Annotated in this window: 21 protein-coding genes; 2 read left to right on the forward strand and 19 right to left on the reverse strand. The window is 53.7% G+C overall.

Going from position 1 to position 21,881, the window contains the following annotated elements:
• Positions 1 to 33 precede the first annotated feature (33 nt).
• The 6 genes from EVJ26_RS07665 to EVJ26_RS07690 form a co-directional block, all read right to left on the reverse strand.
• Complete coding sequence (locus EVJ26_RS07665) at positions 34 to 756, reverse strand: amino acid ABC transporter ATP-binding protein (RefSeq protein WP_070327076.1); 723 nt, start codon at positions 754 to 756, stop codon at positions 34 to 36.
• Positions 753 to 1,412: an amino acid ABC transporter permease gene (locus EVJ26_RS07670; protein WP_201738347.1), complete on the reverse strand. Its 660-nt coding sequence runs from the start codon at positions 1,410 to 1,412 to the stop codon at positions 753 to 755. The genes EVJ26_RS07665 and EVJ26_RS07670 overlap by 4 nt, the downstream gene beginning before the upstream one ends.
• A gap of 56 nt (positions 1,413 to 1,468) precedes the next feature.
• Positions 1,469 to 2,260, reverse strand: a complete 792-nt coding sequence (locus EVJ26_RS07675) for a transporter substrate-binding domain-containing protein (RefSeq protein ID WP_131458483.1) — start codon at positions 2,258 to 2,260, stop codon at positions 1,469 to 1,471.
• Between the two features lie 182 nt (positions 2,261 to 2,442).
• Positions 2,443 to 2,784: a DUF952 domain-containing protein gene (locus EVJ26_RS07680; RefSeq protein WP_131458485.1), complete on the reverse strand. Its 342-nt coding sequence runs from the start codon at positions 2,782 to 2,784 to the stop codon at positions 2,443 to 2,445.
• Positions 2,785 to 2,843: 59 nt separating this feature from the next.
• Positions 2,844 to 3,272, reverse strand: a complete 429-nt coding sequence (locus EVJ26_RS07685; protein WP_070327072.1) for a BrxA/BrxB family bacilliredoxin — start codon at positions 3,270 to 3,272, stop codon at positions 2,844 to 2,846.
• 34 nt (positions 3,273 to 3,306) lie between these two features.
• Positions 3,307 to 4,491 carry a class I SAM-dependent methyltransferase gene (locus EVJ26_RS07690; protein WP_070327071.1) on the reverse strand — a complete coding sequence of 395 codons (1,185 nt, stop codon included), beginning with the start codon at positions 4,489 to 4,491 and terminating at the stop codon, positions 3,307 to 3,309.
• A 99-nt stretch (positions 4,492 to 4,590) separates the two neighbouring features.
• On the opposite strand from EVJ26_RS07690, the gene EVJ26_RS07695 reads away from it, so the two are divergent.
• Positions 4,591 to 5,367, forward strand: coding sequence for a sporulation protein (locus EVJ26_RS07695; protein ID WP_131458487.1), 777 nt, complete (start codon positions 4,591 to 4,593; stop codon positions 5,365 to 5,367).
• Between the two features lie 41 nt (positions 5,368 to 5,408).
• Here EVJ26_RS07695 and EVJ26_RS07700 read toward each other — a convergent pair whose 3' ends face one another.
• The 8 genes from EVJ26_RS07700 to EVJ26_RS07735 form a co-directional block, all read right to left on the reverse strand.
• A complete protein-coding gene (locus EVJ26_RS07700) occupies positions 5,409 to 6,722 on the reverse strand; it encodes a dihydrolipoamide acetyltransferase family protein (protein ID WP_131458853.1) in 1,314 nt (437 codons plus the stop codon).
• An 11-nt stretch (positions 6,723 to 6,733) separates the two neighbouring features.
• Positions 6,734 to 7,711, reverse strand: coding sequence for an alpha-ketoacid dehydrogenase subunit beta (locus EVJ26_RS07705; RefSeq protein ID WP_070327068.1), 978 nt, complete (start codon positions 7,709 to 7,711; stop codon positions 6,734 to 6,736).
• Positions 7,711 to 8,709: a thiamine pyrophosphate-dependent dehydrogenase E1 component subunit alpha gene (locus EVJ26_RS07710; RefSeq protein WP_070327907.1), complete on the reverse strand. Its 999-nt coding sequence runs from the start codon at positions 8,707 to 8,709 to the stop codon at positions 7,711 to 7,713. The genes EVJ26_RS07705 and EVJ26_RS07710 overlap by 1 nt, the downstream gene beginning before the upstream one ends.
• A gap of 23 nt (positions 8,710 to 8,732) precedes the next feature.
• Positions 8,733 to 10,142 carry a dihydrolipoyl dehydrogenase gene (gene lpdA / locus EVJ26_RS07715; protein WP_131458854.1) on the reverse strand — a complete coding sequence of 470 codons (1,410 nt, stop codon included), beginning with the start codon at positions 10,140 to 10,142 and terminating at the stop codon, positions 8,733 to 8,735.
• Complete coding sequence (buk, locus tag EVJ26_RS07720; RefSeq protein WP_131470192.1) at positions 10,126 to 11,217, reverse strand: butyrate kinase; 1,092 nt, start codon at positions 11,215 to 11,217, stop codon at positions 10,126 to 10,128. The genes lpdA and buk overlap by 17 nt, the downstream gene beginning before the upstream one ends.
• 1 nt (position 11,218) lies before the next feature.
• Positions 11,219 to 12,340 carry a Glu/Leu/Phe/Val family dehydrogenase gene (locus EVJ26_RS07725; RefSeq protein ID WP_070327065.1) on the reverse strand — a complete coding sequence of 374 codons (1,122 nt, stop codon included), beginning with the start codon at positions 12,338 to 12,340 and terminating at the stop codon, positions 11,219 to 11,221.
• A 24-nt stretch (positions 12,341 to 12,364) separates the two neighbouring features.
• Positions 12,365 to 13,261 (reverse strand): phosphate butyryltransferase, encoded by an 897-nt coding sequence (yqiS, locus tag EVJ26_RS07730; RefSeq protein WP_201738348.1) that lies wholly within the window; start codon positions 13,259 to 13,261, stop codon positions 12,365 to 12,367.
• Between the two features lie 122 nt (positions 13,262 to 13,383).
• Positions 13,384 to 15,021: a sigma 54-interacting transcriptional regulator gene (locus tag EVJ26_RS07735; RefSeq protein ID WP_131458856.1), complete on the reverse strand. Its 1,638-nt coding sequence runs from the start codon at positions 15,019 to 15,021 to the stop codon at positions 13,384 to 13,386.
• A gap of 133 nt (positions 15,022 to 15,154) precedes the next feature.
• Between EVJ26_RS07735 and EVJ26_RS07740 the strand changes: the two genes are divergently transcribed.
• Complete coding sequence (locus EVJ26_RS07740) at positions 15,155 to 15,403, forward strand: DUF2627 domain-containing protein (protein ID WP_131458857.1); 249 nt, start codon at positions 15,155 to 15,157, stop codon at positions 15,401 to 15,403.
• A 616-nt stretch (positions 15,404 to 16,019) separates the two neighbouring features.
• Here EVJ26_RS07740 and spo0A read toward each other — a convergent pair.
• The 5 genes from spo0A to dxs all read right to left on the reverse strand — a co-directional run bounded on the left by spo0A (position 16,020) and on the right by dxs (position 21,781).
• Positions 16,020 to 16,751, reverse strand: coding sequence for a sporulation transcription factor Spo0A (gene spo0A / locus EVJ26_RS07745; protein ID WP_084812906.1), 732 nt, complete (start codon positions 16,749 to 16,751; stop codon positions 16,020 to 16,022).
• Positions 16,752 to 18,449 carry a DNA repair protein RecN gene (recN, locus tag EVJ26_RS07750; protein WP_131467856.1) on the reverse strand — a complete coding sequence of 566 codons (1,698 nt, stop codon included), beginning with the start codon at positions 18,447 to 18,449 and terminating at the stop codon, positions 16,752 to 16,754.
• Positions 18,450 to 18,462: 13 nt separating this feature from the next.
• The gene (gene ahrC, locus EVJ26_RS07755) at positions 18,463 to 18,912 is read right to left on the reverse strand and encodes a transcriptional regulator AhrC/ArgR (protein WP_016510386.1); all 450 of its coding nucleotides are present in this window, start codon (positions 18,910 to 18,912) and stop codon (positions 18,463 to 18,465) included.
• 148 nt (positions 18,913 to 19,060) lie between these two features.
• Positions 19,061 to 19,882, reverse strand: coding sequence for a TlyA family RNA methyltransferase (locus tag EVJ26_RS07760; RefSeq protein WP_131467854.1), 822 nt, complete (start codon positions 19,880 to 19,882; stop codon positions 19,061 to 19,063).
• A gap of 6 nt (positions 19,883 to 19,888) precedes the next feature.
• Positions 19,889 to 21,781 carry a 1-deoxy-D-xylulose-5-phosphate synthase gene (gene dxs, locus EVJ26_RS07765; protein ID WP_070327906.1) on the reverse strand — a complete coding sequence of 631 codons (1,893 nt, stop codon included), beginning with the start codon at positions 21,779 to 21,781 and terminating at the stop codon, positions 19,889 to 19,891.
• Between the last annotated feature and the right edge of the window lie 100 nt (positions 21,782 to 21,881).

The following is a 21,881-nucleotide window of genomic DNA, read 5'->3' on the forward strand; positions in this document are numbered from 1 at the left end:
CCCTCCCTTTCTAGTGTCAGATGGAACGTGTCATCACAAGACTTTTTCTAAGAACCGTTTGGCCCGGTCCGTCTGCGGGTTGAGGAGCAGGTCGGCCGGTTTGCCTTCCTCCATCAAGATGCCTTCATCAAGGAACAGGACACGGTCAGCCACTTCACGGGCAAAGCCCATCTCGTGCGTGACGACGACCATCGTCATCCCTGAATCGGCGAGTCCTTTCATGACGTCGAGCACTTCATTGACCATCTCTGGGTCGAGCGCCGACGTCGGCTCGTCAAACAGCATGACGTTCGGCTCCATGGCAAGCGCCCGGGCGATCGCGACACGTTGTTTTTGTCCGCCTGACAACTGACTCGGATAAGCATCGATCTTCTCCGATAATCCGACACGCTCGAGCAACGTCTTCGCTCGTTCGATCGCTTCAGCCTTGCTGACTTTCAACACGTTGATCGGTGCGTACGTCAAGTTGTCGAGCACGTTCATATGCGGGAACAAGTTGAACTGTTGGAACACCATCCCGATATTTTGCCGTGCCTTCGAGACGTTGGCCCCTTTTTTCGTCAACTCGTATCCGGCGACGCTGACCGTTCCGCTTGTCGGCACTTCGAGCATGTTCAAACAACGTAAGAACGTCGACTTACCGGAACCCGACGGACCGATGACGGCGACGACTTCTCCTTTTTCAATCGAAGTCGTAATCCCTTTCAACACTTCAAGGTCACCGAACTGTTTGTATAAATCCTTTACTTGTATCATCTGCCATCACTCTTTCTTAACCGTTTTTCAAGACGTTGACCAAAGTATGTCAACACCATTACTATCGTAAAGTATATCACACCGGCGAACAGGAGCGGTTCGAAGTAGATCGCCTTCTGTCCTCCGACGATTTGGGCCCGGCGCATAATATCGAGGACGCCGACCGTCGAGACGAGTGCCGACTCTTTCGTGAGCGTGATCATCTCGTTGACGAGTGCAGGCAAGATGTTTTTGAACGCCTGCGGCAAGATGATCGAGCGCAGCTGTTTGACGTAAGGGACACCGAGTGCGTCAGACGCTTCCCACTGGCCTTTGTCGACCGCTTGAATCCCGGCCCGAATGATCTCCGAGATGTACGCCGCCGAGTTGAGCGAGAAGGCGATGACGGCCGATTGATAAGGTGTCGTGATAAAGCCCGTCAACTGCGGCAAGCCGAAGTGGATGATGGCGAGTTGCAAGATGAGCGGTGTTCCCCGGAACACGGCCGTGTAGGCGTGTCCGATGAAGTTGACGAGACGGTTCGGCACGATCTTGAACGTGGCCACGACGACACCGAACGTGATCCCGAACAGCGCCGAGACGAGCACGACTTGGAACATGACCGGGATCCCTTCAAGAATGTACGGCATAGAATCATAAATCCGACTAAAATCCATTATAAGTTCCTCCTAAAAAAGGCTGACTGATGTTTTCAGTCAGCCTTGATCCATAATTATTCAGCTGGTGCTGCTTCTTCTTCGAACCATTTTTGAGCTAACTTCTCGATTTCTCCTGATTCGATCAATTTGTTCAACTCTTCGTTGAACTGATCGCGGAGCTCATCGTCTTTTCGGAAAGCCGCGGCCGAGCCGGCTTCTTCTTCGTCAACGATTTCAAACGTCGATAGCTCGCTGTCTTGGTCGAGGTACTTCTTCGCGACCGTGTCTTCGATGACCATTGCGTCGATGCGGCCTGTCTTGATTTCTTGAATGATCTCAGGGATCTTGTTCAAGGCGACGATTTCCGCACCAGGGATCTGGTCTTTGGCAATCCCTTCTTGGATCGAACCGAGCTGGACGCCGACTTGTTTCCCGTCTAGGTCTTCAAGCGTTTGAATCGCGTCGCCTTTTGATAGAATCAAGTTTTTCGCCGTAAAGTAAATATCTGTGAAATCAGCGTTCTCTTTCCGCTCTTCAGTCGGCGTCATGCCCGCCATGACGAAATCGACACGTCCAGCGTTCAATGCCCCGAGCAAGCTACCGAAATCCATATCTTCAATTTTCAATTCATAGCCCATGTTGTCGGCCACTTGTTTGGCGATGTCGATATCGAATCCGACGATCTCGTCACCGCTCGCCGTATCGACGAACTCATAAGGGAAGTAATCCGCGCTCGTCCCCATGACGAGGACTTTGTCGTCTTCCTCATTCGTCGACGATGACCCGCCTTCATTGACGTCGGCGCCACAGGCGACCGAAAATGCAGCCAGTGCTGCGATACATAATGCTAGAAAACTTTTTTTCATGTTCATTTTCCCCTTTTCAATAAGATGGAATTGTCAGAACTTTAACAAAATTATGACATATTTGTCTTTCTGTCTCAATAGTTCTTCCGCTCTTCATATGTCTGACTTGTTCTTCAACCACTATATACACATAATTATTAATTGTAAAGTATATTCATGCATAAAATCCAAAAAAAATACGGTCACATCCGCTCGTAAGCGAAATACGTGACCGTACCGTTATCTGTCGACCCATAAGGTTGAACCCGTTTTACCGACGTGATCGGGATGGCGCTATATACGTGCGGATAGCGATCTCCGTCCTCATCTAGCTCGTAGTGGAGCAAGCTGCCGAGGCGGCTAATATGGAATGAGACGAGCACGACCCGCTCCCCGTGATAGTGGCGCCTCGCGACTTTACTGATCTGTTGCGGGGTGCAGCAACGAACGTATCCTTCGGTTTGGAGCGATTCTTCGTTGATCTCACCTCGCGACAAGGCGATCGCATATTCCGCCTCACTCATGATTTTAACGACTGGTTCCATTCGATCGATCCCTTCTTAAGGAAAAGCGCAAAGGCAAAGCCTTTGCGCCCACACATTGATTACGCGTAATAAATATCGAACAACGTCTGTAACTGTTCGACGAGCTCTTCAGCCGTCGACGACTCGATCGTGCTCCGTTCGACCATCGTGACGATGTTTCCATCTTCGAGTAGCGCGATCGATGGTGACGACGGGGCGTACCCTTCGAAATACTCACGAGCCCGGTCCGTCGCTTCCCGGTCTTGCCCGGCGAAGACAGTGACGAACTGATCCGGTTTCGTGCCTTCCATCTTGTTCACATAGGCCGCGGCCGGACGAGCGATCCCACCGGCGCAACCACATACCGAGTTGACGAGTACGAGCGTCTTGCCTTCTTTTTTCAGTGCCGCATCGACTTCTTCCGGTGTCGTCAGTTCGGTGTATCCTGCTGCCCGTACTTCATTGCGTGCCTGTTCGACTACATCTTGAAAGTATAATTGAAAATCCATATTGTTTCCCCTTTCGACTTTCGTCTTATCTTCTTTATTTTACGTCTTGTGGATCGGTTAGGACAAGTCTATCGCTCAACTGACCTTCAAGGAACGGGTCCGCGCCGAGTAATGACTTGAACGCTTTGTAGCGGACGCGCTGCTCTTCGGTCGCTTCACGGTTCGTTAAATAGGCGCGGATCAAAATGTTTTTTGGTGTATGTTCCATATCGATAAATTCAAGCAACTGCGCTTCATAGCCGACGAGACCGAGCAGTTCGGCCCGGATCGAATCGGTGGCGAGCGCCGCGAACCGTTCCTTGACGAGGCCGTGTTGAAGCATGACGTCGAGGCTCGGCGCCTCGAGTTGCCGGTTCAGTTCTTTCTGGCAACACGGCACGCTCAAGATGACTTTCGCCCCCCAGCGGACCGCTCGCGCGAGCGCCATGTCGGTCGCGACGTCGCAGGCATGGAGCGTGACGACCATATCGACCGCCGACTCGCCTTCAAATTCATTAATGTCCCCAACGAGAAACTCGAGCCGTTCATAGCCGAGGTCGCGGGCAATTCCGGCGCACTCCTCGATAACTTCCTTCTTCAAATCGAGCCCGGTGATGTGTACGTCATACCCTTTCATCTCATGCAAGAAATGGTACAAGGCGAACGTCAGATACGATTTGCCCGACCCGAAATCGAGAATCCGGACAGTCCGGTCGGTCGGGAGGTATTTGATCGAATCCTCGATGAACTCGAGGAACCGGTTGATTTGTTTAAACTTATCGTACTTCTGACGCTTCACTTTCCCATCTGCCGACTGGACGCCGAGGCGAATCAGGAACGGGACCGGCTCATCGACCGGCAGCACGTACTGCTTTTCGCGGTTGTGCGTCAGTTTCACTTGCTTCACGTCCGTTGGCCGCTCTTTATACGTCACTTTAAACTTTTTCGAGAGTTGAAAATGGAGCTCGGTCGCTTTCAGCTGAAACTGTCCTTGCCGAAAGTTTTCGAGCAGCTGTCCAAGCTCTGCGATCGCTTCTTCCGTACGTAAGTTTTTATGTTTCATGACGCGCTCAAATTGGTATTCAAACTGTATGTGGTACTCATCTTTCAACAATACCGGCTTCAGTTTCACCCGGCGTAAATCGCTCGATTTTTGACGTGGTTGACTGATTGTCGCCGTCACGAGCTCCCCATCTTCGATCAGACCGTTGAGCCGTTCCATCAAATCTGTATATTCCACTTGATTCATCCTTTTTTTAAGTAGTTTCGAAACTTTTTAAACGTGCATCCGTACATACTATTACACGAACACGTGCAAACGTCAAAGGAGGATCATTATATGTTTAAAAAGTTACTTTCATCGATTGGAATCGGGGCCGCGACCGTCGATACGCGCCTTGCGGAGAACAGTTGTGTTCCCGGCGGTACGCTCGACGGGGTCGTCCACATCAAAGGCGGCAACGTCGAACAATCGGTCGACCGTATCTACATTTTCTTCAATACGCTCTACAAGCACGAGGTCAACGACAAGACGACGTATTCGACGTTCACAATCGAAAAAATCTTGTTGAACGAGGCGCCGTTCATGATCGGACCGGACGAAGTGAAAGAGATCCCGTTCACGATCGAGGTGCCGTTCAACACACCGATCTCCGTCAGCCAGTCGAAGACATGGATCGAGACCGGCCTCGATATCGCCCAAGCGGTCGACCCGAAAGACGAGGATTCGATTCTCGTCAAACCGAATCGGCAGCAGCAAGTCATCCTCGACGTGCTCGACGATATCGGTTTCCGCTTGAAAAAAGCCGATACCGAGATGCTGCCGGCCAGACAGCGCTCGGGACGACTCCCGATTGCTCAAGAGCTCGAGTATTCGCCGAACGGCACAAGTTTCGGACGTCGGCTCGACGAACTCGAGGTCATCTTGCTCCAAGACGAGACGAACCTCGACTTGTTGATCCAAGTCGACAAGAGCGTTCATAGTTTAGGCAGTCTATTCGCCGACTTAACCGGGACCGATGAGTCGACACATCGGCTCAGCTACTCACAGGCCGACTTATCTTCGCCCGAACGCATTCGCCGCGACATCGAGTCATTGATTGAACGGTCAATTTAACCAAAGGAGCCACGGACATGTGTCCGTGGCTCCTTTTTGGCTCAATAAAGCGTGTACGTGTTCGGGTCGATTGATTCGAGCGACTGTTTGATCGCCTGTAAAAACTGTCCGGCGACGAGACCGTCGAGGACGCGATGGTCGACCGACATGCACAAGTTGACCATGTCGCGTGCCGCGAACATACCGTTCACCCAGACGGGACGCTTCACGATCGACTCGACCGAGAGGATCGCCGCTTGCGGGTAGTTCAAGATCGGGGCCGATTGGATCGAGCCGAAAGCACCCGTATTGTTGATCGTGAACGTGCCGCCGCGCATCTCGTCGGCTTTCAAACGGTTCGCGCGGGCACGGCCGGCGACGTCTTGAAGCGCGACGGCGAGCCCTTTGATATTCTTCTCGTCCGCATGCTTGATGACCGGGACGTAGAGCGCATCGTTCGCCGCGACGGCGACCGATAGATGGATATCTTTATGGACTTTGATATGGTCCCCGGCCCACTCCGAATTCATCATCGGATGTTTCTTCAGACCCTCGACCGCCGCCTTCATGAAGAACGGCATGAACGTCAACTTGACGCCTTCCCGTTCGAAGAACTCATCTTTCAATTTGGCGCGCGCCTCGACGAGGTTCGTCACGTCGACTTCGATCATGAGCCACGCGTGCGGTGCCTCGTGCTTCGAGCGGACCATGTTGCTCGCGATCGCTTGACGGACACCCGCCGTCGGGATCATCTCGATGCGGTCTGACGACTCATTCGGTGTCGATGCGGTCATTGGCGCGACGGACGGTTTCGTGACGGTTTCTGGCACATCGAGCTTCACTTGCGTCATCGTCTCTTGGACCGGTACTTGCGTCGCCGGTTCCGGTTGGCGCGGACGACCTTCCGATAAGTAACGAAGGACGTCTTTCCGCGTGATCCGGCCACCGAGTCCTGAGCCGTCGAGTTGATCCAAATCGATATCGTTCTCACTCGCGAGACGGATGACGGCCGGTGAGAAACGCCCGTTCGCGCTTCTATTACGCGGCGGCGCGGAAACAGGAACGGTCGCGACGACCGCAGCCTGTTCCGGCTGCTTCGTGTCTTCAGTTGTCACTTCGGCGGGCTCATCGGTAGCGCTTGCGACTTCCATCGTCAAGACTGGTGTTCCGACGCTAACGGTATCGCCTTCACCAATCAACAGCTCTTTAATGATCCCAGCACTCGTCGCCGGGATCTCGGCCGTCACTTTATCGGTCATGACTTCAGCGAGTGGTTCATACTCTTCGACCCGGTCGCCCGGCTTGACGAGGAATGTCGTGATCGTCCCTTCGGTCACACTTTCCCCGAGTTGTGGCATTTTGATTGTCTGTTCCATGAGACCCCTCCTTAAAACGCAGCGAGCTGACGGGCCCGCTCCGCAATTTTTTCAGGGGATACGATGAAATACTTCTCCATCGGTGGCGCGTATGGCATCGCCGGCACGTCCGGCCCTGCCAAGCGCTCGATCGGCGCATCGAGTTCAAACAGCGCTTTCTCGGCGATGATGGCTGCAACTTCCCCGATGATGCTACCTTCTTTGTTGTCTTCGGTCACGAGCAGGACTTTACCCGTCTTCTTAACGGCTTCGACGATCGCGTCTTGATCGAGCGGATAGACCGTGCGTAAATCCAAAATATGCGTGCTGATCCCTTCCGCCTCGAGCGTCTTCGCGGCTTCTTGGGCCATATGGACACAGAGGCCGTACGTGATGATCGTCACGTCGTCGCCTTCGCGTTTGACGGCGGCCTTGCCGATCTCGACCGTATAGTCGTCAGTCGGTAAGTCCGCCTTTAACAAGCGGTACGCCCGTTTATGCTCAAAGAAGAGGACAGGATCGTTCGAACGGATCGCCGCCTTGAGCAGTCCTTTGGCGTCGACCGGGTCGGACGGGATGACGACTTTCAAACCAGGCGTCGAGTTGAACATGCCCTCGACCGACTGTGAATGATAGAGCGCGCCATGGATCCCGCCCCCGAACGGCGCCCGGATGACCATCGGGCACGTCCAGTCATTGTTCGAGCGATAACGGATTTTCGCCGCCTCGGACACGATTTGGTTGACGGCCGGCATGATGAAGTCGGCGAACTGCATCTCGGCGATCGGCCGCATCCCATACATGGCCGCACCGATCCCAACGCCTGCGATCGCACTTTCAGCGAGCGGAGCATCGATGACACGGTCCTCACCATACTTTTCAATCAAGCCTTGCGTCGCCCGGAAGACACCACCGCGGACGCCGACGTCCTCACCGAGCACGAACACGTTCTCATCGCGTTCCATCTCTTCATGGATTGCTTCGTTGATCGCTTCAATAAACGTTTTCATCAGTTATCCCCCTCGTACACGTGGTCCATCGTCGATTCCGGTGACGCATAAGGCGCCTTGTCGGCGTACGTCGTCGCTTCGTTCACTTCGACGTCGACTTTCGTCTCGATGTCTGTGAGTTCGGCCTCGGTTGCGACGCCATCTTCGAGCAATCGCTTCCGGAACAACTGGATCCCGTCGCGGTTTTTCAGTTCGGCGAGTTCTTCTGACGAGCGGTACGCCTTGTCATCATCATCCGACGAGTGCGGCACGAGCCGTTCGACTTCCGCCTCGATCAACGTCGGCCCTTCTCCGCGGAGTGCGCGGGCGCGGGCCTCTTTCACGGCGACGTAGACGGCGATCGGGTCTATCCCGTCAACCGTCACTCCTGGCATCCCGTATCCTTTCGCCCGGTCCGAGACGCGCTCGCAAGCGAGTTGCTTCGACAGCGGTACCGAGATCGCGTACTTGTTGTTCTCACAGAACAAAATGACCGGAAGCTTATGCACGCCGGCAAAGTTTGCCCCTTCGTGGAAGTCCCCTTGGTTCGACGAGCCTTCACCGAACGATACGAACGTGACGAGCTCTTCTTTTTTCAGTTTGGCCGCGAGTGCGACACCGACCGCATGCGGTACTTGCGTCGTCACCGGAGACGACCCCGTCACGATGCGAAGTTGTTTCGAGCCGAAGTGACCTGGCATTTGCCGGCCGCCCGAGTTCGGGTCTTCCGCTTTGGCGAACGCCGACAACATCAAGTCACGCGCCGTCTGACCGAAATGCAAGACGACGGCGACGTCCCGGTAGTATGGGAGAATGTAGTCGGTCCCTTTCTCGAGGGCGAACGCCGCCCCGACTTGGGCCGCTTCTTGTCCTTGACACGAGACGACGAACGGGATTTTCCCGGCTCGGTTCAATTTCCACATCCGTTCATCGATTTTACGGGCCCGGACCATCGTCTCAAACATCGCGGTGAGGTCTTGTTTCGACAAACCGAGCTCTTCATATGAATTCACAGTCATTTGTTCCATTTTCTGTTTCCTCCTTAGGCGTGAATCGGTAACCCGTCCACGGCGAGCGCCGCTTCTTGGAATGCTTCGCTCAGTGCCGGGTGCGGGTGGACGAGCTGACCCATCTCCCAAGCCGTCGCGTTCAAGACGAGGGCGAGCCCGCCTTCAGTGATCAGTTCTGTCGCTTTCGGTCCGACGATGTGCACTCCGAGCAGGTCGTCAGTGTCCGAATCTGAGATCAGCTTGACGAATCCGTCGGCCTGTCCTTCGATCCGGGCTTTCCCGAGACCGTTGAAACGGTACGTCCCCGTCTTGACAACGTGTCCCGCTGCTTTTGCCGCCTCTTCGGTCAATCCGACCGATGCGACTTCGGGTACACCATATACACAGCGCGGGATGACGTTGTAGTCGAGCGGTGTCGGTTCTTGACCGAGAATCGCTTCGACCGCTTTGACACCTTCAGCTGACGCGACGTGGGCGAGCTGGAGTTTTCCGATGCAGTCGCCGATCGCAAAGATGTGACGTTCTTTCGTCCGATATTGCGAGTCGACTTGGATGACGCCGTTCTCGACGATGATCGACGTGTTCTGCAGCCCGAGGTCTTCCGTATTCGCGATCCGACCGATCGAGACGAGCACACAGTCGACCGTGATCTCTTCGTCGCCGACCGCGAGCGCGACATCGTCCGCTGACACGGTCGTGCGTTCCGGGTCGACCGTCACATTTTTCTTCACACGCACGCCGCGTTTCTTGAGCAGTCGCTCGACTTCTCGCGAGACGGCCTTGTCTTCGAGCGGTAACAGACGTTCGCCGACCTCGATCAGCGTCACGTCGACATCGAGGTCGATCAGCATCGACGCCCATTCGACGCCGATGACGCCGCCTCCGATGATGGCGATGGACGTCGGCAACTGCTCGAACTGGAGCAAGTCGTCTGAATTGAGGATGCGCTCATGATCGAACGGCAACCCTGGGAGCTCCCGGGGGATCGATCCCGTCGCGATGATCAACTGGTTCGGCAACAACAGCTCCGACTCGCCGGTTTCATCCTCGACCGCGACCGTTCCCGGTTGGGGCGAGAAGATGCTCGGTCCCAAGATCGAGGCTTTGCCGCGGAACACTTCGATTTTCCCTTGCTTCATCAAGTGCTCGATGCCTTTCTCAAGGCCGGAGACGAGCTCTCGTTTGAACGTTTGTGCCCGTCCCATGTTGAACGTGACCGTCCCGACTTCTACGCCATACGTTTCGCCATGTTTCGCCGTTTGATAGACGTGCGCTGCCTTCAAGAGCGCTTTTGTCGGGATGCAGCCTTTATGTAGACATGTCCCGCCTAGTTTTTCCGCCTCGACGATCGCGACGTGCTTACCGGCCTGCGCCGCTTTGATCGCGGCGACGTAACCACCAGGTCCGCCGCCGATGACGATGACATCAAATTCTCGTGCCATGTGTATCCCCCTCATATGCTTTTACAGCTTCTTCTTGCCGGATGATCCGGAGGGCCCCTTCCGTGAGCGCCTTCAATTCATCCTCACCCGGATAGACGTGGACGGGTGCCAAGTAGCCGACCCGGTCTTTGATCTTCCCGGTCATCCAATCCGAGTAGGCGATCCCGCCCGTCAAGATGATGGCATCGACGTTCCCTGACAGCGTGGCCCCGTGCTTGGAGATCTCTTGGGCGACTCGGTACGCCATCGTCTCATAGAGAAGTGCGGCCTTATCGTCACCTGCCGCCATCCGGTCTTCGATCTCGATGGCGTCGACCGTCCCGAGGTGCGCATACAATCCACCGCGACCGACGATTTTCTGTTTCATATCGTCTTTATTATACCTGGTACTATAACATAGTTCTACTACCTGTCCAACAGGAATCGAGCCGGCTCGTTCCGGTGCGAGCGGACCGTCGCCGTCGAGTCCATTGTTCACATCGATGACGTTCCCGGACGCGTGCGCCCCGACCGTGATGCCGCCCCCGAGATGCGCGATAATCAAGTTGAGCTCGTTGTAATCGCTTCCATTTTCTGCGGCGAAGCGCTTGCCCACGGCTTTTTGATTCAAGGCGTGGAAGATGCTCCGTCGATTTATTTCTGGCATGCCCGTCGCTCGTGCGAAGTCATGCATCTCGTCGACGACTACCGGGTCGACGATAAAATTCGGTACTTGAAATAATTCTCCGAGCTTATAGGCGATCAAGCCGCCCAAGTTGGATGCGTGCACGCCGTAGCGCCCACTCGTAAGATCTTCGCGCATGAGTTCATTGACGGCATACGTCCCCGAAGTCATTGGGGCGAGCAGTCCGCCGCGACCGACGATCGCCGACAACGATTCGCCGGCGATGCCCGATTCAATTAACAAGTCCCGTACTTCTTGCTCCCGGTGAGGCAATTGTTCCGGGAGTGACAATCCTGTGACATCTTCTCCGTGGCGGACCGTTTTCGACAAAATTTCGTCTGAGCCCTCAAATAAACCGACTTTCGTTGACGTCGATCCCGGATTGATCGCTAGAACGAGCTGTCTCGTCATATTAGCGCCCACCTAACAGGCTTTTTTCGACTTTCAAGAACTGGCTGCGCGAGCGCGACATCATCTGGATGCGCTCTTCGGCCATCTTCTCTGCCGCGACGTGAGTCGGTACCCCGTCCCGTTCAGCGATTTCGAATACACGCTGCATGTTGTCATAAATCAAGTCGACTTTCTTCATGGCCCGCTCGCGGTTGTACCCTTCAAGCTCATCGGCCACATTGATGACACCGCCTGCGTTGATGACGAAGTCTGGTGCGTAAAGAATACCTCGCTCCTCTAACACGTCGCCGTGACGGTCTTCAGCGAGTTGGTTGTTGGCCGCACCGGCCACGATTTGAGCTTTCAGTTGCGGGATCGTCGCATCGTTGATGACCGCACCGAGCGCACATGGCGCGAAGATGTCACACTCGACCGCATAAATCTCATCCGGTTTGACGACTGTCGCGCCAAAGTCCGTCTCGGCCCGTTTGAGCGCGTCTTCGTTAATGTCCGTGACGATCAGATGTGCGCCTTCCTCGTGCAAGTGGCGGCACAAATTATAGGCGACGTTCCCGACACCTTGAACGGCGACCGTCTTGCCGGCGAGCGAGTCGGAACCAAACTTCCACTTCGCGGCAGCCTTCATGCCGCGATAGACACCGTACGCGGTAACAGGAGACGGGTTGCCGCTCGAGCCGAACGCTGGGCTGACGCCCGTCACGTAGTCGGTCTCCATATGGATGAAGTCCATGTCGGCGACAGTCGTGTTGACGTCTTCAGCCGTGATGTAGCGACCACTGAGCGACTGGACGTAACGGCCGAAGGCACGGAACAATGCTTCCGATTTGTCCGTCTTCGCGTTCCCGATGATGACGGCTTTCCCGCCGCCGAGGTTGAGTCCCGCCGCCGCATTCTTGTACGTCATCCCTTTGGCGAGACGTAGCACGTCTGTGAGCGCTTCTTCTTCTGATGTATAATTCCACATCCGCAGTCCGCCGAGGGCTGGTCCGAGCGTCGTATCATGAATCGCGATGATCGCTTTCAAGCCTGATGCTTGATCTTGGCAAAATACAATCTGCTCATAGTCTTCAGCCTGCAATACGTCAAAAATTCGAAAGCGTGGTTCCATGTTTGTTTCCATCATTTTTTATTCCTCCTGGGTCATCACTTATTTTTTAGCGTGCAGTAGCGCGAACGCGAGCGAATAAAGTTTCGCCTCGGCCGTATCGGCCCGGCTCGTCAAGACGACGGGGGCACTGGCCCCGACGACGATCGCCGCGACGCTGGCCCCGGCGAAGTACATGATCGATTTATAAAGGACGTTGCCGACCTCTATGTATGGGACGAGCAACAAGTCGGCTTGTCCGGCCACTTCACTAGCGATCCCTTTTTGTTTGGCGGCAATCATGTCGACCGCGTTGTCGAGTGCGAGCGGTCCATCGACGACGCAACCCTTGATTTGGCCGCGCCGGTTCATCTGGGCAAGGAGCGCGGCGTCGGTCGTCGCGGTCATTTGCGGATTGACCACTTCAACTGCCGCGATTGCAGCGACACGTGGCAACTCGTAACCGATATCTCGCATCGCGCCGACCGCATTATGAATGATATCGACTTTCTCTTCGAGCGTCGGAGCGATATGGATCGCCGCGTCGGTCACACCGATCAACCGCTCCCGATTTGGAATTTGGAACAAGGCGACGTGGCTTAGCGTGCGATTCGTCCTTAGTCCCGCCTCCCGGCTGAGCACCGCCTTCATGAAGATCGATGTCGACACCATTCCTTTCATGAGGACATCAGCCTCACCGTTGCGAACCGCGAGCGTCGCTCGTTTGGCGATATCGGCTTCTCCCTTGACGTGTAAAATATCGATCGTCGACTCGGCAATGTCATGTTCATCACACAAGCGTTTAATCTCCCGGGCATCCCCGAATAGGATAAATCGTGACAATCCATGGTCGGTCGCAAGCTTGACGGCGCGGATCACTTCCACGTCGGCCGCCCCGGCAATCGACACGGTACATCCATCTAACCGTTTTGCCCGTTCAAGCATCCTGTCAAAGTTCATCGTTGTCCCCCCTAACCTGTCTACACTTTATATTATGCAAGTTTGCTTCCGCTTTTGAAAGCGCTTTAAACGAAGGGTCACCCTGCAATACATTGCATAGTAAGCAGAATTATGCATGCATATTACTGCAGACGTTCAAGTTTATTATACAGCGTCCGGATCGAGATGTGTAACCGCCGCGCTGCTTCTGATTTGTTCCCGTCCGCTTCAGCGATCGCCCGGTCGATCAAGTCTCGTTCATAGCGAGCGACGGCGTCTTGAAGCGATACGGCTTCGACTGATCGCGCCGTGACGGTCCGTGTCGATAGTTGAAGGTGATGGGGAGCGATCCATTGCTCAGAACTCGCCATATAAATCATCGCCCGGCCGATCACATTCTCAAGCTCACGGACGTTCCCTTTCCAGTATTGACTCTTTAATAGTTCAATCGCAGCTTGATCGACCCCATGGACGAGTCGACCATACTCTTGATTCAGTTTACGGATAATCCGCTCGCAAAGCGGCTCGATCTCTTCAAGTCGGTCACGGAGCGGCGGGATGTGGATCGGCATCCGGTTGATCCGATAATATAAATCCTCGCGAAACGTCCCGTCCGCCACTTTCTGTTCTAAGTTCGCGTTCGTCGCCGCGATGATCCGGACATCGACCGGGATCGCGTTCGTGCCCCCGACTCGAACGACTTCATGTTCTTGGAGGACCCGGAGTAGCTTGACTTGAACGTCGACCGGGAGTTCGCCAATCTCGTCTAAAAACAAAGATCCGCCGTCCGCCTCCTCGAAATAGCCAACTTTCCCGCCGCGCCTTGCCCCGCTGAACGCACCATCCTCATACCCGAACAGTTCGCTCTCTAACAGCGTCGGCGAGATGGCTGCACAGTTGACCCGGACAAACTTTTTAAACTTCCGCGGCGATTCGCCGTGGATGGCGTGGGCGAACAGTTCTTTGCCGGTGCCGGACTCGCCGCGTATGAGCACGGTGACCGGCGTGAGTGCCGCTAGGCGGGCTTGTTCGATGACGAAGCGCATCGCTTCGCTCGTCGCAATGATATCTGTAAATTGATATTTCGCCTCCAAGTTGCGAATCCGCGTCTTCGCTTCCTTCAACTCATCACGCAACGCCCGGATTTGGGACACGTCGCGAATGACGCCGACGGAACCGCGCAGCTTCCCTTCGACCACAATCGGTTCGGCGTTGACGAGGATGTCTCGGCGCGTCGCCCCGATCTGCATCCGAATATCACGTACGCCTTGACCAGTCGATAAAACTTTCAAGTGCACGCTCTCCTGCACTCCAATGTCTGCCGTCGCCGGTTTATCAACGACATCTTCTTTTTTAAATCCGGTCAGGCGGGTATAGGACGGATTGATTAAAATCGTATTCCCGTTATGGTCGGCGACCGAGATCGCCTCGCTCGTACAGTCGATGATCGCTTCGAGCATCTGTTGGTTCTGCTTCAGCCGCTCGACGACGATCCGGATAAACTCGCCTGGTAGCACGACCGCCTCCGAAAAATGGTCCTTCAGTTCAACGAACGTCTCGCTCTGTCCGGTCGTCTCGATCACAAAGTCGACTTTTTTGTCAGCACACGCGTGCCAATCGCTCGAAGTCTGGATTCCCCAACTCCGTGCTAGCTTCAACCCCTCTGCTGCTATGTCCGAGTCGATGACGGCAGCGACGGTGACGAGCGGGGAATCAAGGAGCATCTTGAGCACCTCGGTCCCGCCTTTCCCCGCTCCGACAATCAACAATCGTTTATTCATTTTTAAAATCCCCCAATTTTCCTAATCTATATTCATGCTACTCAACCGCCTTCCTTTTCGCAACTCTTCGAAAAAGGCAGTGTTTCCGCTCTCGTTTTCTGTTAAAATAATGAGTGGAAAAGGAGGAGATACTATGCGTGCGATCGCGCTTCTGATCCTAATCATCCCAGGCCTATTCGGTGTCTACGGCATCAAGCTTTTACGTGACAGCTTCTTTTTAAAAACGAGTGCCCCGTTCACATGGATTGAGTCGGTTGCTGCAGCATCGATGTTGCAAGGAACGTTCGGTCTGTTACTGGCAATGGGCGGTATCGGTTTCGTTGCAGGGTATATCTTTAATCGCGACAAGAAGACAGGAAAAGTCCCACGAATAGATTCTTGAACACACAAAAAAAGGTTCCCTAACTTGACTTCATTTCAAGTGCGGAACCTTTTTATTCATATTGAATTGTGATCACTACGGATGATCTCCTTTCAGACTTGCTATACTGCTTTGACATGAGATCCAATGGTCTTCTTAATGAAGAAGTTTGAAAGAAATTAGTAACTGCCGTCTTGCGTGAACGGAAACGTACTCATTCGAGTTACTAACAAATGTTCATCGGGTCATGTCCAACCATCCATTGTGAAGTCGAACGCTTGCCATGAGATGTTCAACGATTGACAACACTCCTTTTGGTCAACTGAACGATTCGTTTTACCCTGACATGGGTCCCTAGCTTCGAACCGATGTCGGAATCGTCTCGCAAATGAGCGAATGTCGCGACCTCTCGTCGGAACAATAACGATTTGAGATGTCGTTCGCACCTCTGAGCTATTAACGGATAGCGAGCCGAGATGATTTCTTGCTCTAACCTGTTCCGGAACATGTTAGAAAGCGTTCATCTGACGCTCGTCCAAGTAACTTGGTACACCTTTATTATAACAAGAATCATCAAAAATGCAAGCGCTTTCTTTATAAAAAAAGAAAAGAAATCAGGGGGATTCCCCTGACTCCTTCATTGTTGTTTGAACGATTGGTACGTGACGAAATACGAAATAAATTCTGAGTTTTTCGGGCTGCGCTCTCGCTCTGGACGACCGTCAAACATCTCGTGATCCCGCATCCCGTTTTCCCAAGCCGTCTTAATCGCGTGACGCATCGCCCGCTCGACCCGAGACGACGTCGTCTCATGTTCTTTGGCGATCATCGGATACAATTCCTTTGTGATCAACCCTAAAAGTTCTTGCCGCTCCCTCACATAGACGACCGCTTGGCGGATATACTTAAACCCTTTGATCCGCGGCGAGATGCCGAGCTGTTGCAACAAGAGCGAGATGTCGAGTTCTTCTGGCGACATCGGCTCGAACTCGCGGCTTGAACCCGCGGCCAGCTCGCGGATTTTAGAGATCAGTTGTTGAATGTTGAACGGTTTGACCAAGAAATAAGAAGCACCCAGTTGAACGGCCTGTTTCGTGACTTCATCTTTCCCGAAAGCGCTGAGCATGATCACTTCCGGCTTCGTGTGCGGCAAGTCTACTTGAAGCCGTTCTAGCACACCGATCCCGTCAAGATGCGGCATGATGATATCTAGCAGTAGCACGTCCGGCTGGTGTGTCTTGACGACGTCTAAGCATGCTTCGCCGTCGAAAGCGGTCCCTACGACTTTCAAGTCGGACTCGGACTCAAGTTGTCGAGTCAACAAGTCGACGATTTCACGATTGTCGTCCGCAATGCATAATGTAATCAATTAAGACACTCCTTCGATAAACTTCCGTTTTAATTGGAGGGACATATCAAGTAGCTCCTCCACATGCTGTTTCGTCAGATCGGTCATTTGCGCACCGGCAATCATTCTTCCGAGTTCATCGATGCGGTCCTCATGGTTAAGCGCGGCGACGTTTGTCTTCGTCCGTTCGTCCGTCTCGGTCTTCGTAATATACAAGTGATGATCCGCCATGGCGGCCACTTGGGCCAAATGCGTGATACAAAGCACTTGTGAACCGACCGACAAGCGGAAAATCTTCTCCCCCATCGCTTGGGCAACCCGTCCCGAGACACCCGTATCGACTTCGTCAAAGATAATTGACGCGACACCGACCGTCCTTGAGAAAATCGATTTTAACGCGAGCATGACCCGTGACAGCTCTCCGCCCGAGGCGACTTTCGCTAGCGGCTTGAACGGCTCTCCGACGTTCGTCATCATATAGAATTCGACTTGATCGAGCCCGTCCGTCTTGTACGACACTTCTTTGAACCGGACCTCGAACTTCGTCTTCTCCATGTAGAGCTCTTTCAACTCACGCTGAATCGCCTTCTCAAGCTCGCCGGCCGCTCGTTTCCTTGCTGCCGACAACTCGAGGCCGGCCGAACGCATCAAATGTTCGAGTCTGTCGAGTCGATCTGTTATTTCTTGAAGATGTTCTTCCCGATTTGTCATCGTTTTTAACTCTTCTGTGATTTTTTCTCCGTACGTGATGACGTCGTCAATCGTCGCCCCGTATTTCCGTTTTAATTGTTGGAACAACGCGAGGCGCGTTTCAATCTCATCGAGCCGGATCGGATCAAATTCAAGCGAATCGAGTTGGTCGCGCAATTGGAACTTGGCGTCTTCAAGCAGGAAGTACGCGTTCGAGATCGTCTCGGCCATCGGCGCAAGTGACGCCGTGAGCGCCGAACCTTCCTCCATCTCCCGCATCGCGATGCCGATTTGATCAATCCCTTTCCCCTCGTCCGCAACGGCGTCGTAGGACAAGCGGACGTGCTGATGAATCCGTTCAAAGTTTGCAAGTTCGTTCCGTTCTTCAGTCAACGCCTGCTCTTCCCCGACTTTGAGCTCGGCCGCGTCGATTTCATTCGTTTGAAACGATAATAAGTCCATTCGTTGGGCCAATTCCTGCTCGCTCTGGCTGAGTCGTTTCAGTTCATCAGCGACACGTTTCCAATCGGTGTACGTCTCGTGATAACGCGCTAACAACGGGGCCAGATCCGTTTCGCCGAAACTGTCCAATATGCCGAGATGGTGCTCGGCATCCATCAAATGTTGGTGCTCGTGTTGTCCATGAATATCGACCAAGAGACGTCCCAACTCACGCAACGTCGACAGCGGCATCATTTTGCCGTTGACACGACACACACTCTTGCCGCTACTATGTAAATCACGGCGCAAAATGACGGTCCCTTCCTCGATCTCGATTCCGTACTGCGTCGCCGCCTCGATGATCAGGTGATCGGGTTCGACGACGAACAGCCCTTCGATTTCCGCTTTATCTTGACCGTAACGCACGAATTCACTCGAACCTCGTCCTCCGACGAGCAGTCCGATCGCATCCAAGAGAATTGATTTTCCCGCCCCCGTCTCTCCGGTCAATACGGTCATCCCGCGCTTGAACGTGACGTTCAATTCATCGATGATCGCAAATTGTTTGATCGATAGTTCTGCTAACATCTGATAATTCACCTCATAACATTCCGAGTAGTCGTTCGATGATCTGCTTCGCCTGGTCCTCATCCCGTGCAATCATCAAGATCGTATCATCCCCGCACACTGTCCCGATCAATTCATCCCATGACAAGTGGTCAATCAAGACGCCGATCGCGTCCGCATTACCGGGCAACACTTTCATGACGACCAAGTTTTGGGCCGAGTCGACTGAGACGAAGCTGTCGCCGAGTATCCGTTTCATCTTGCCATACGGGTTGAAGCGCTGGTCGGCCGGCAGACTATACTTATAGCGGCCGTCATTGAGCGGCACCTTGACGAGATGAAGTTCTTTAATGTCACGCGACACTGTCGCCTGCGTCACTGGGTAACCAGACCGATGGAGTTCGTCCACGAGTTCATCTTGGGTCTCAATTTCACGATTCGTAACGATCTCTCGAATTTTAATCAATCGTTGTCCTTTGTTCATACAACCTGACACCTCATTTTTCGTTTCACATATACAGTATCATTCTAAAGTATTGGCGAAAAAAGGTCTACCATTCCAAGGTTGAAAAGGAAAGATATGGTGAGCAACCACCTTCAAAAACAGCTGCAGACAAATCGTCTGCAGCTGTTCATACGGTTTTCTTCAGTTGAGTATGTGCCTTGTCGATGACCGCTGACACGTCGAGAGCTGGTTCGACCCCACCGATCCCTGTGTAACGGGCGAACAGCAAGAATTCGATATTGCCGTCACCGCCAGTGATCGGCGAGAAGTCGAGCCCTTCGACCCAGAACCCTTCAGATGCGAAGTAGTGGACCATCTCATTGACGACGCGTTCATGAATCGACCGGTCCCGAACGATGCCTTTTTTTCCGACATCCGCTTTACCGGCCTCAAATTGAGGCTTGATGAGCGCCATGACGACACCGTCCGGTTTTAAAATTTGTTTTAACGGCGGAATCATCAGCCGAAGCGAGATGAACGAGACGTCAATCGTCGCAAAGTCGGGTTGAATCGGGAACTGCTCGTTCGTCGCGTGCCGAAAGTTCATCCGTTCCATGACGACGACGCGTTCGTCGCTCCGAAGCTTCCAAGCCAACTGATTGTAACCGACGTCGACCGCATACATTTGCGTCGCCCCGTTTTGAAGGGCACAGTCGGTAAAACCACCCGTCGACGAGCCTATATCGATCCCGATACGCCCGGAGACGTCGAGCGGGAACACTTGGAGTGCTTTTTCAAGCTTTAGCCCGCCACGGCCGACGTAAGGCATTGTCTGCCCTTTGACTTCGAGCGGGATGTCGTCAAACACTTTATCGCCGGCTTTATCGAGCCGTTCGGTCCCGCTGTAAACGATTCCGGCCATGACGGCCCGTTTCGCTTTCTCTCTCGTCTCCGCTAACCCGCGATCGACGAGCAATACATCTAATCTTGTTTTATTTCGTTTTTCCATAATTCCTCACACATTCTGTCGATTTGTCATTTGAATGAACTGCTCTACCGATTCCGCGATTTGAGACGGTCTGAGCCCGATTTCTTCTAGCAGTTGATTGACCGCGCCATGTTCAATATAACGGTCCGGAATCCCTAGACGAAGGACGCGCGGGAACTGTCTCGCATCACTCGCATGCTCGAGCACGCTGCTTCCGAATCCTCCGGCAAGAACGGCCTCTTCGAGCGTGACGAGCGGGATGCCTTCCTCATAGAGCGCGGTAAGCATCGCATCGTCGAGCGGTTTGATCGTACGGCAGTTGATGACCCGTACGCTCCGTTGTCCTTCGAGGAGCGTTCTCACTTCTAGCGCATCTTGCACTTGCGGCCCGAACGTCAAGATGGCCACGTCCGTCCCGTCAGCCACGACTTCCCACTCATCGAGCGGAAGTTCACGCAACGTCTCACTCATCGGGGTACCGATGCCTTCTCCGCGCGGGAACCGCACAGCAATCGGTCCATCATCGTATTTTAACGCCGTGTAGACGAGATGTTGCAATTCTTCCTCATCTTTCGCCATCAAAATCCGAATATTTGGCACATGGCGCATGAAGGCGATATCGAACACGCCTTGGTGCGTCTCCCCGTCGGCGCCGACAAGGCCCGACCGGTCAATCGTGAAGACGACGTTCAAGTTTTGGCGGCAAATATCGTGCACGAGCTGATCATATGCGCGCTGGAAGAACGTCGAATAAATCGAAACGACCGGTTTGAGACCTTGTGTCGCTTGACCTCCGGCGAGCGTGACCGCATGTTGCTCGGCGATGCCGACGTCAAACATGCGTTCCGGGAATTGCTTGTTGAAACAGTCCAGTTTCGAACCGACGCTCATCGCTGGCGTGATCAACGTCACACGCTCATCCGTCTCCGCGACTTTCGTGATCGTTTCGGCCACGACTTTTGAATAACTCGGTCCTTTGACTTTCCCTTTAATGACTTCACCAGATTCAATCTTGTACGGTCCGAGACCGTGCCACGTCCCGATGCCGTCTAGTTCGGCCGGGCGATAGCCTTTGCCTTTTTTCGTGATGACATGGACGAGTACCGGTCCATCAATTTTTTTCGCATACTCGAGTGTCTCGAGCAAATCTTTCAAATCGTGACCGTCCGTCGGTCCAAAGTAAGTGAAGCCAAGTTCTTCGAAGAACGTACCCGGTATGAGTGCCGACTTCAACATATACTTGACTCGTTCGCCACTGCGTTCGAGCGAACTTCCGACAATCGGGATGTGCTTGATGAGCGCTTCGACTTCCTCGCGGGCATGCTTCAGTTTACGTGACGCGCGCATCCGGCCGAGCATATTATGCATCGCCCCGACGTTTGGCGCGATCGACATTTCATTGTCGTTTAAAATGACGATGACGTTTTGTTTCTCGGCCCCGATGTGATTGAGTGCTTCGAGCGCCATTCCGCCCGTGAGAGCACCGTCTCCGATGATGGCGATGGCGCGATCATTCGCTCGCCCTTTTAGCTCGTTGGCGATGGCAATCCCCATTGCCGCCGACAACGAGGTCGAACTGTGCCCCGTCTCCCATACATCGTGCTCGCTCTCACAGCGCTTCGGAAACCCACATAAGCCATTATACTGGCGAAGCGTGTCGAACTGGTTCGTCCGTCCCGTTAAAATTTTGTGGACATAGGCTTGATGCCCCACGTCCCATACGAGTTGATCTTTCGGGCTGTCAAATACACGGTGCAAGGCAAGCGTCAACTCGACAACGCCGAGGTTCGGTCCGAGATGCCCTCCCGTTTCTGCCAATTTTTCAATCAAGAACCGTCTGATGTCTGCGCCAAGCGCTTCGATCTCGGTCACCGACATTTTCTTTAAAAATGACGGGTCTTGAATGGATGTCAGGTCCATGATGACCATCCTTTCTCCTGTCGTATTACTGATTCGTACCTTACATTTTACAAGAATGTGTCCATATATGCTATACATACAGAAAAACAAAGGTGACACG

Origin of the sequence: Exiguobacterium sp. SH3S1 (genome assembly GCF_004337105.1) — a bacterium.
Taxonomy (GTDB): domain Bacteria; phylum Bacillota; class Bacilli; order Exiguobacteriales; family Exiguobacteriaceae; genus Exiguobacterium; species Exiguobacterium aurantiacum_A.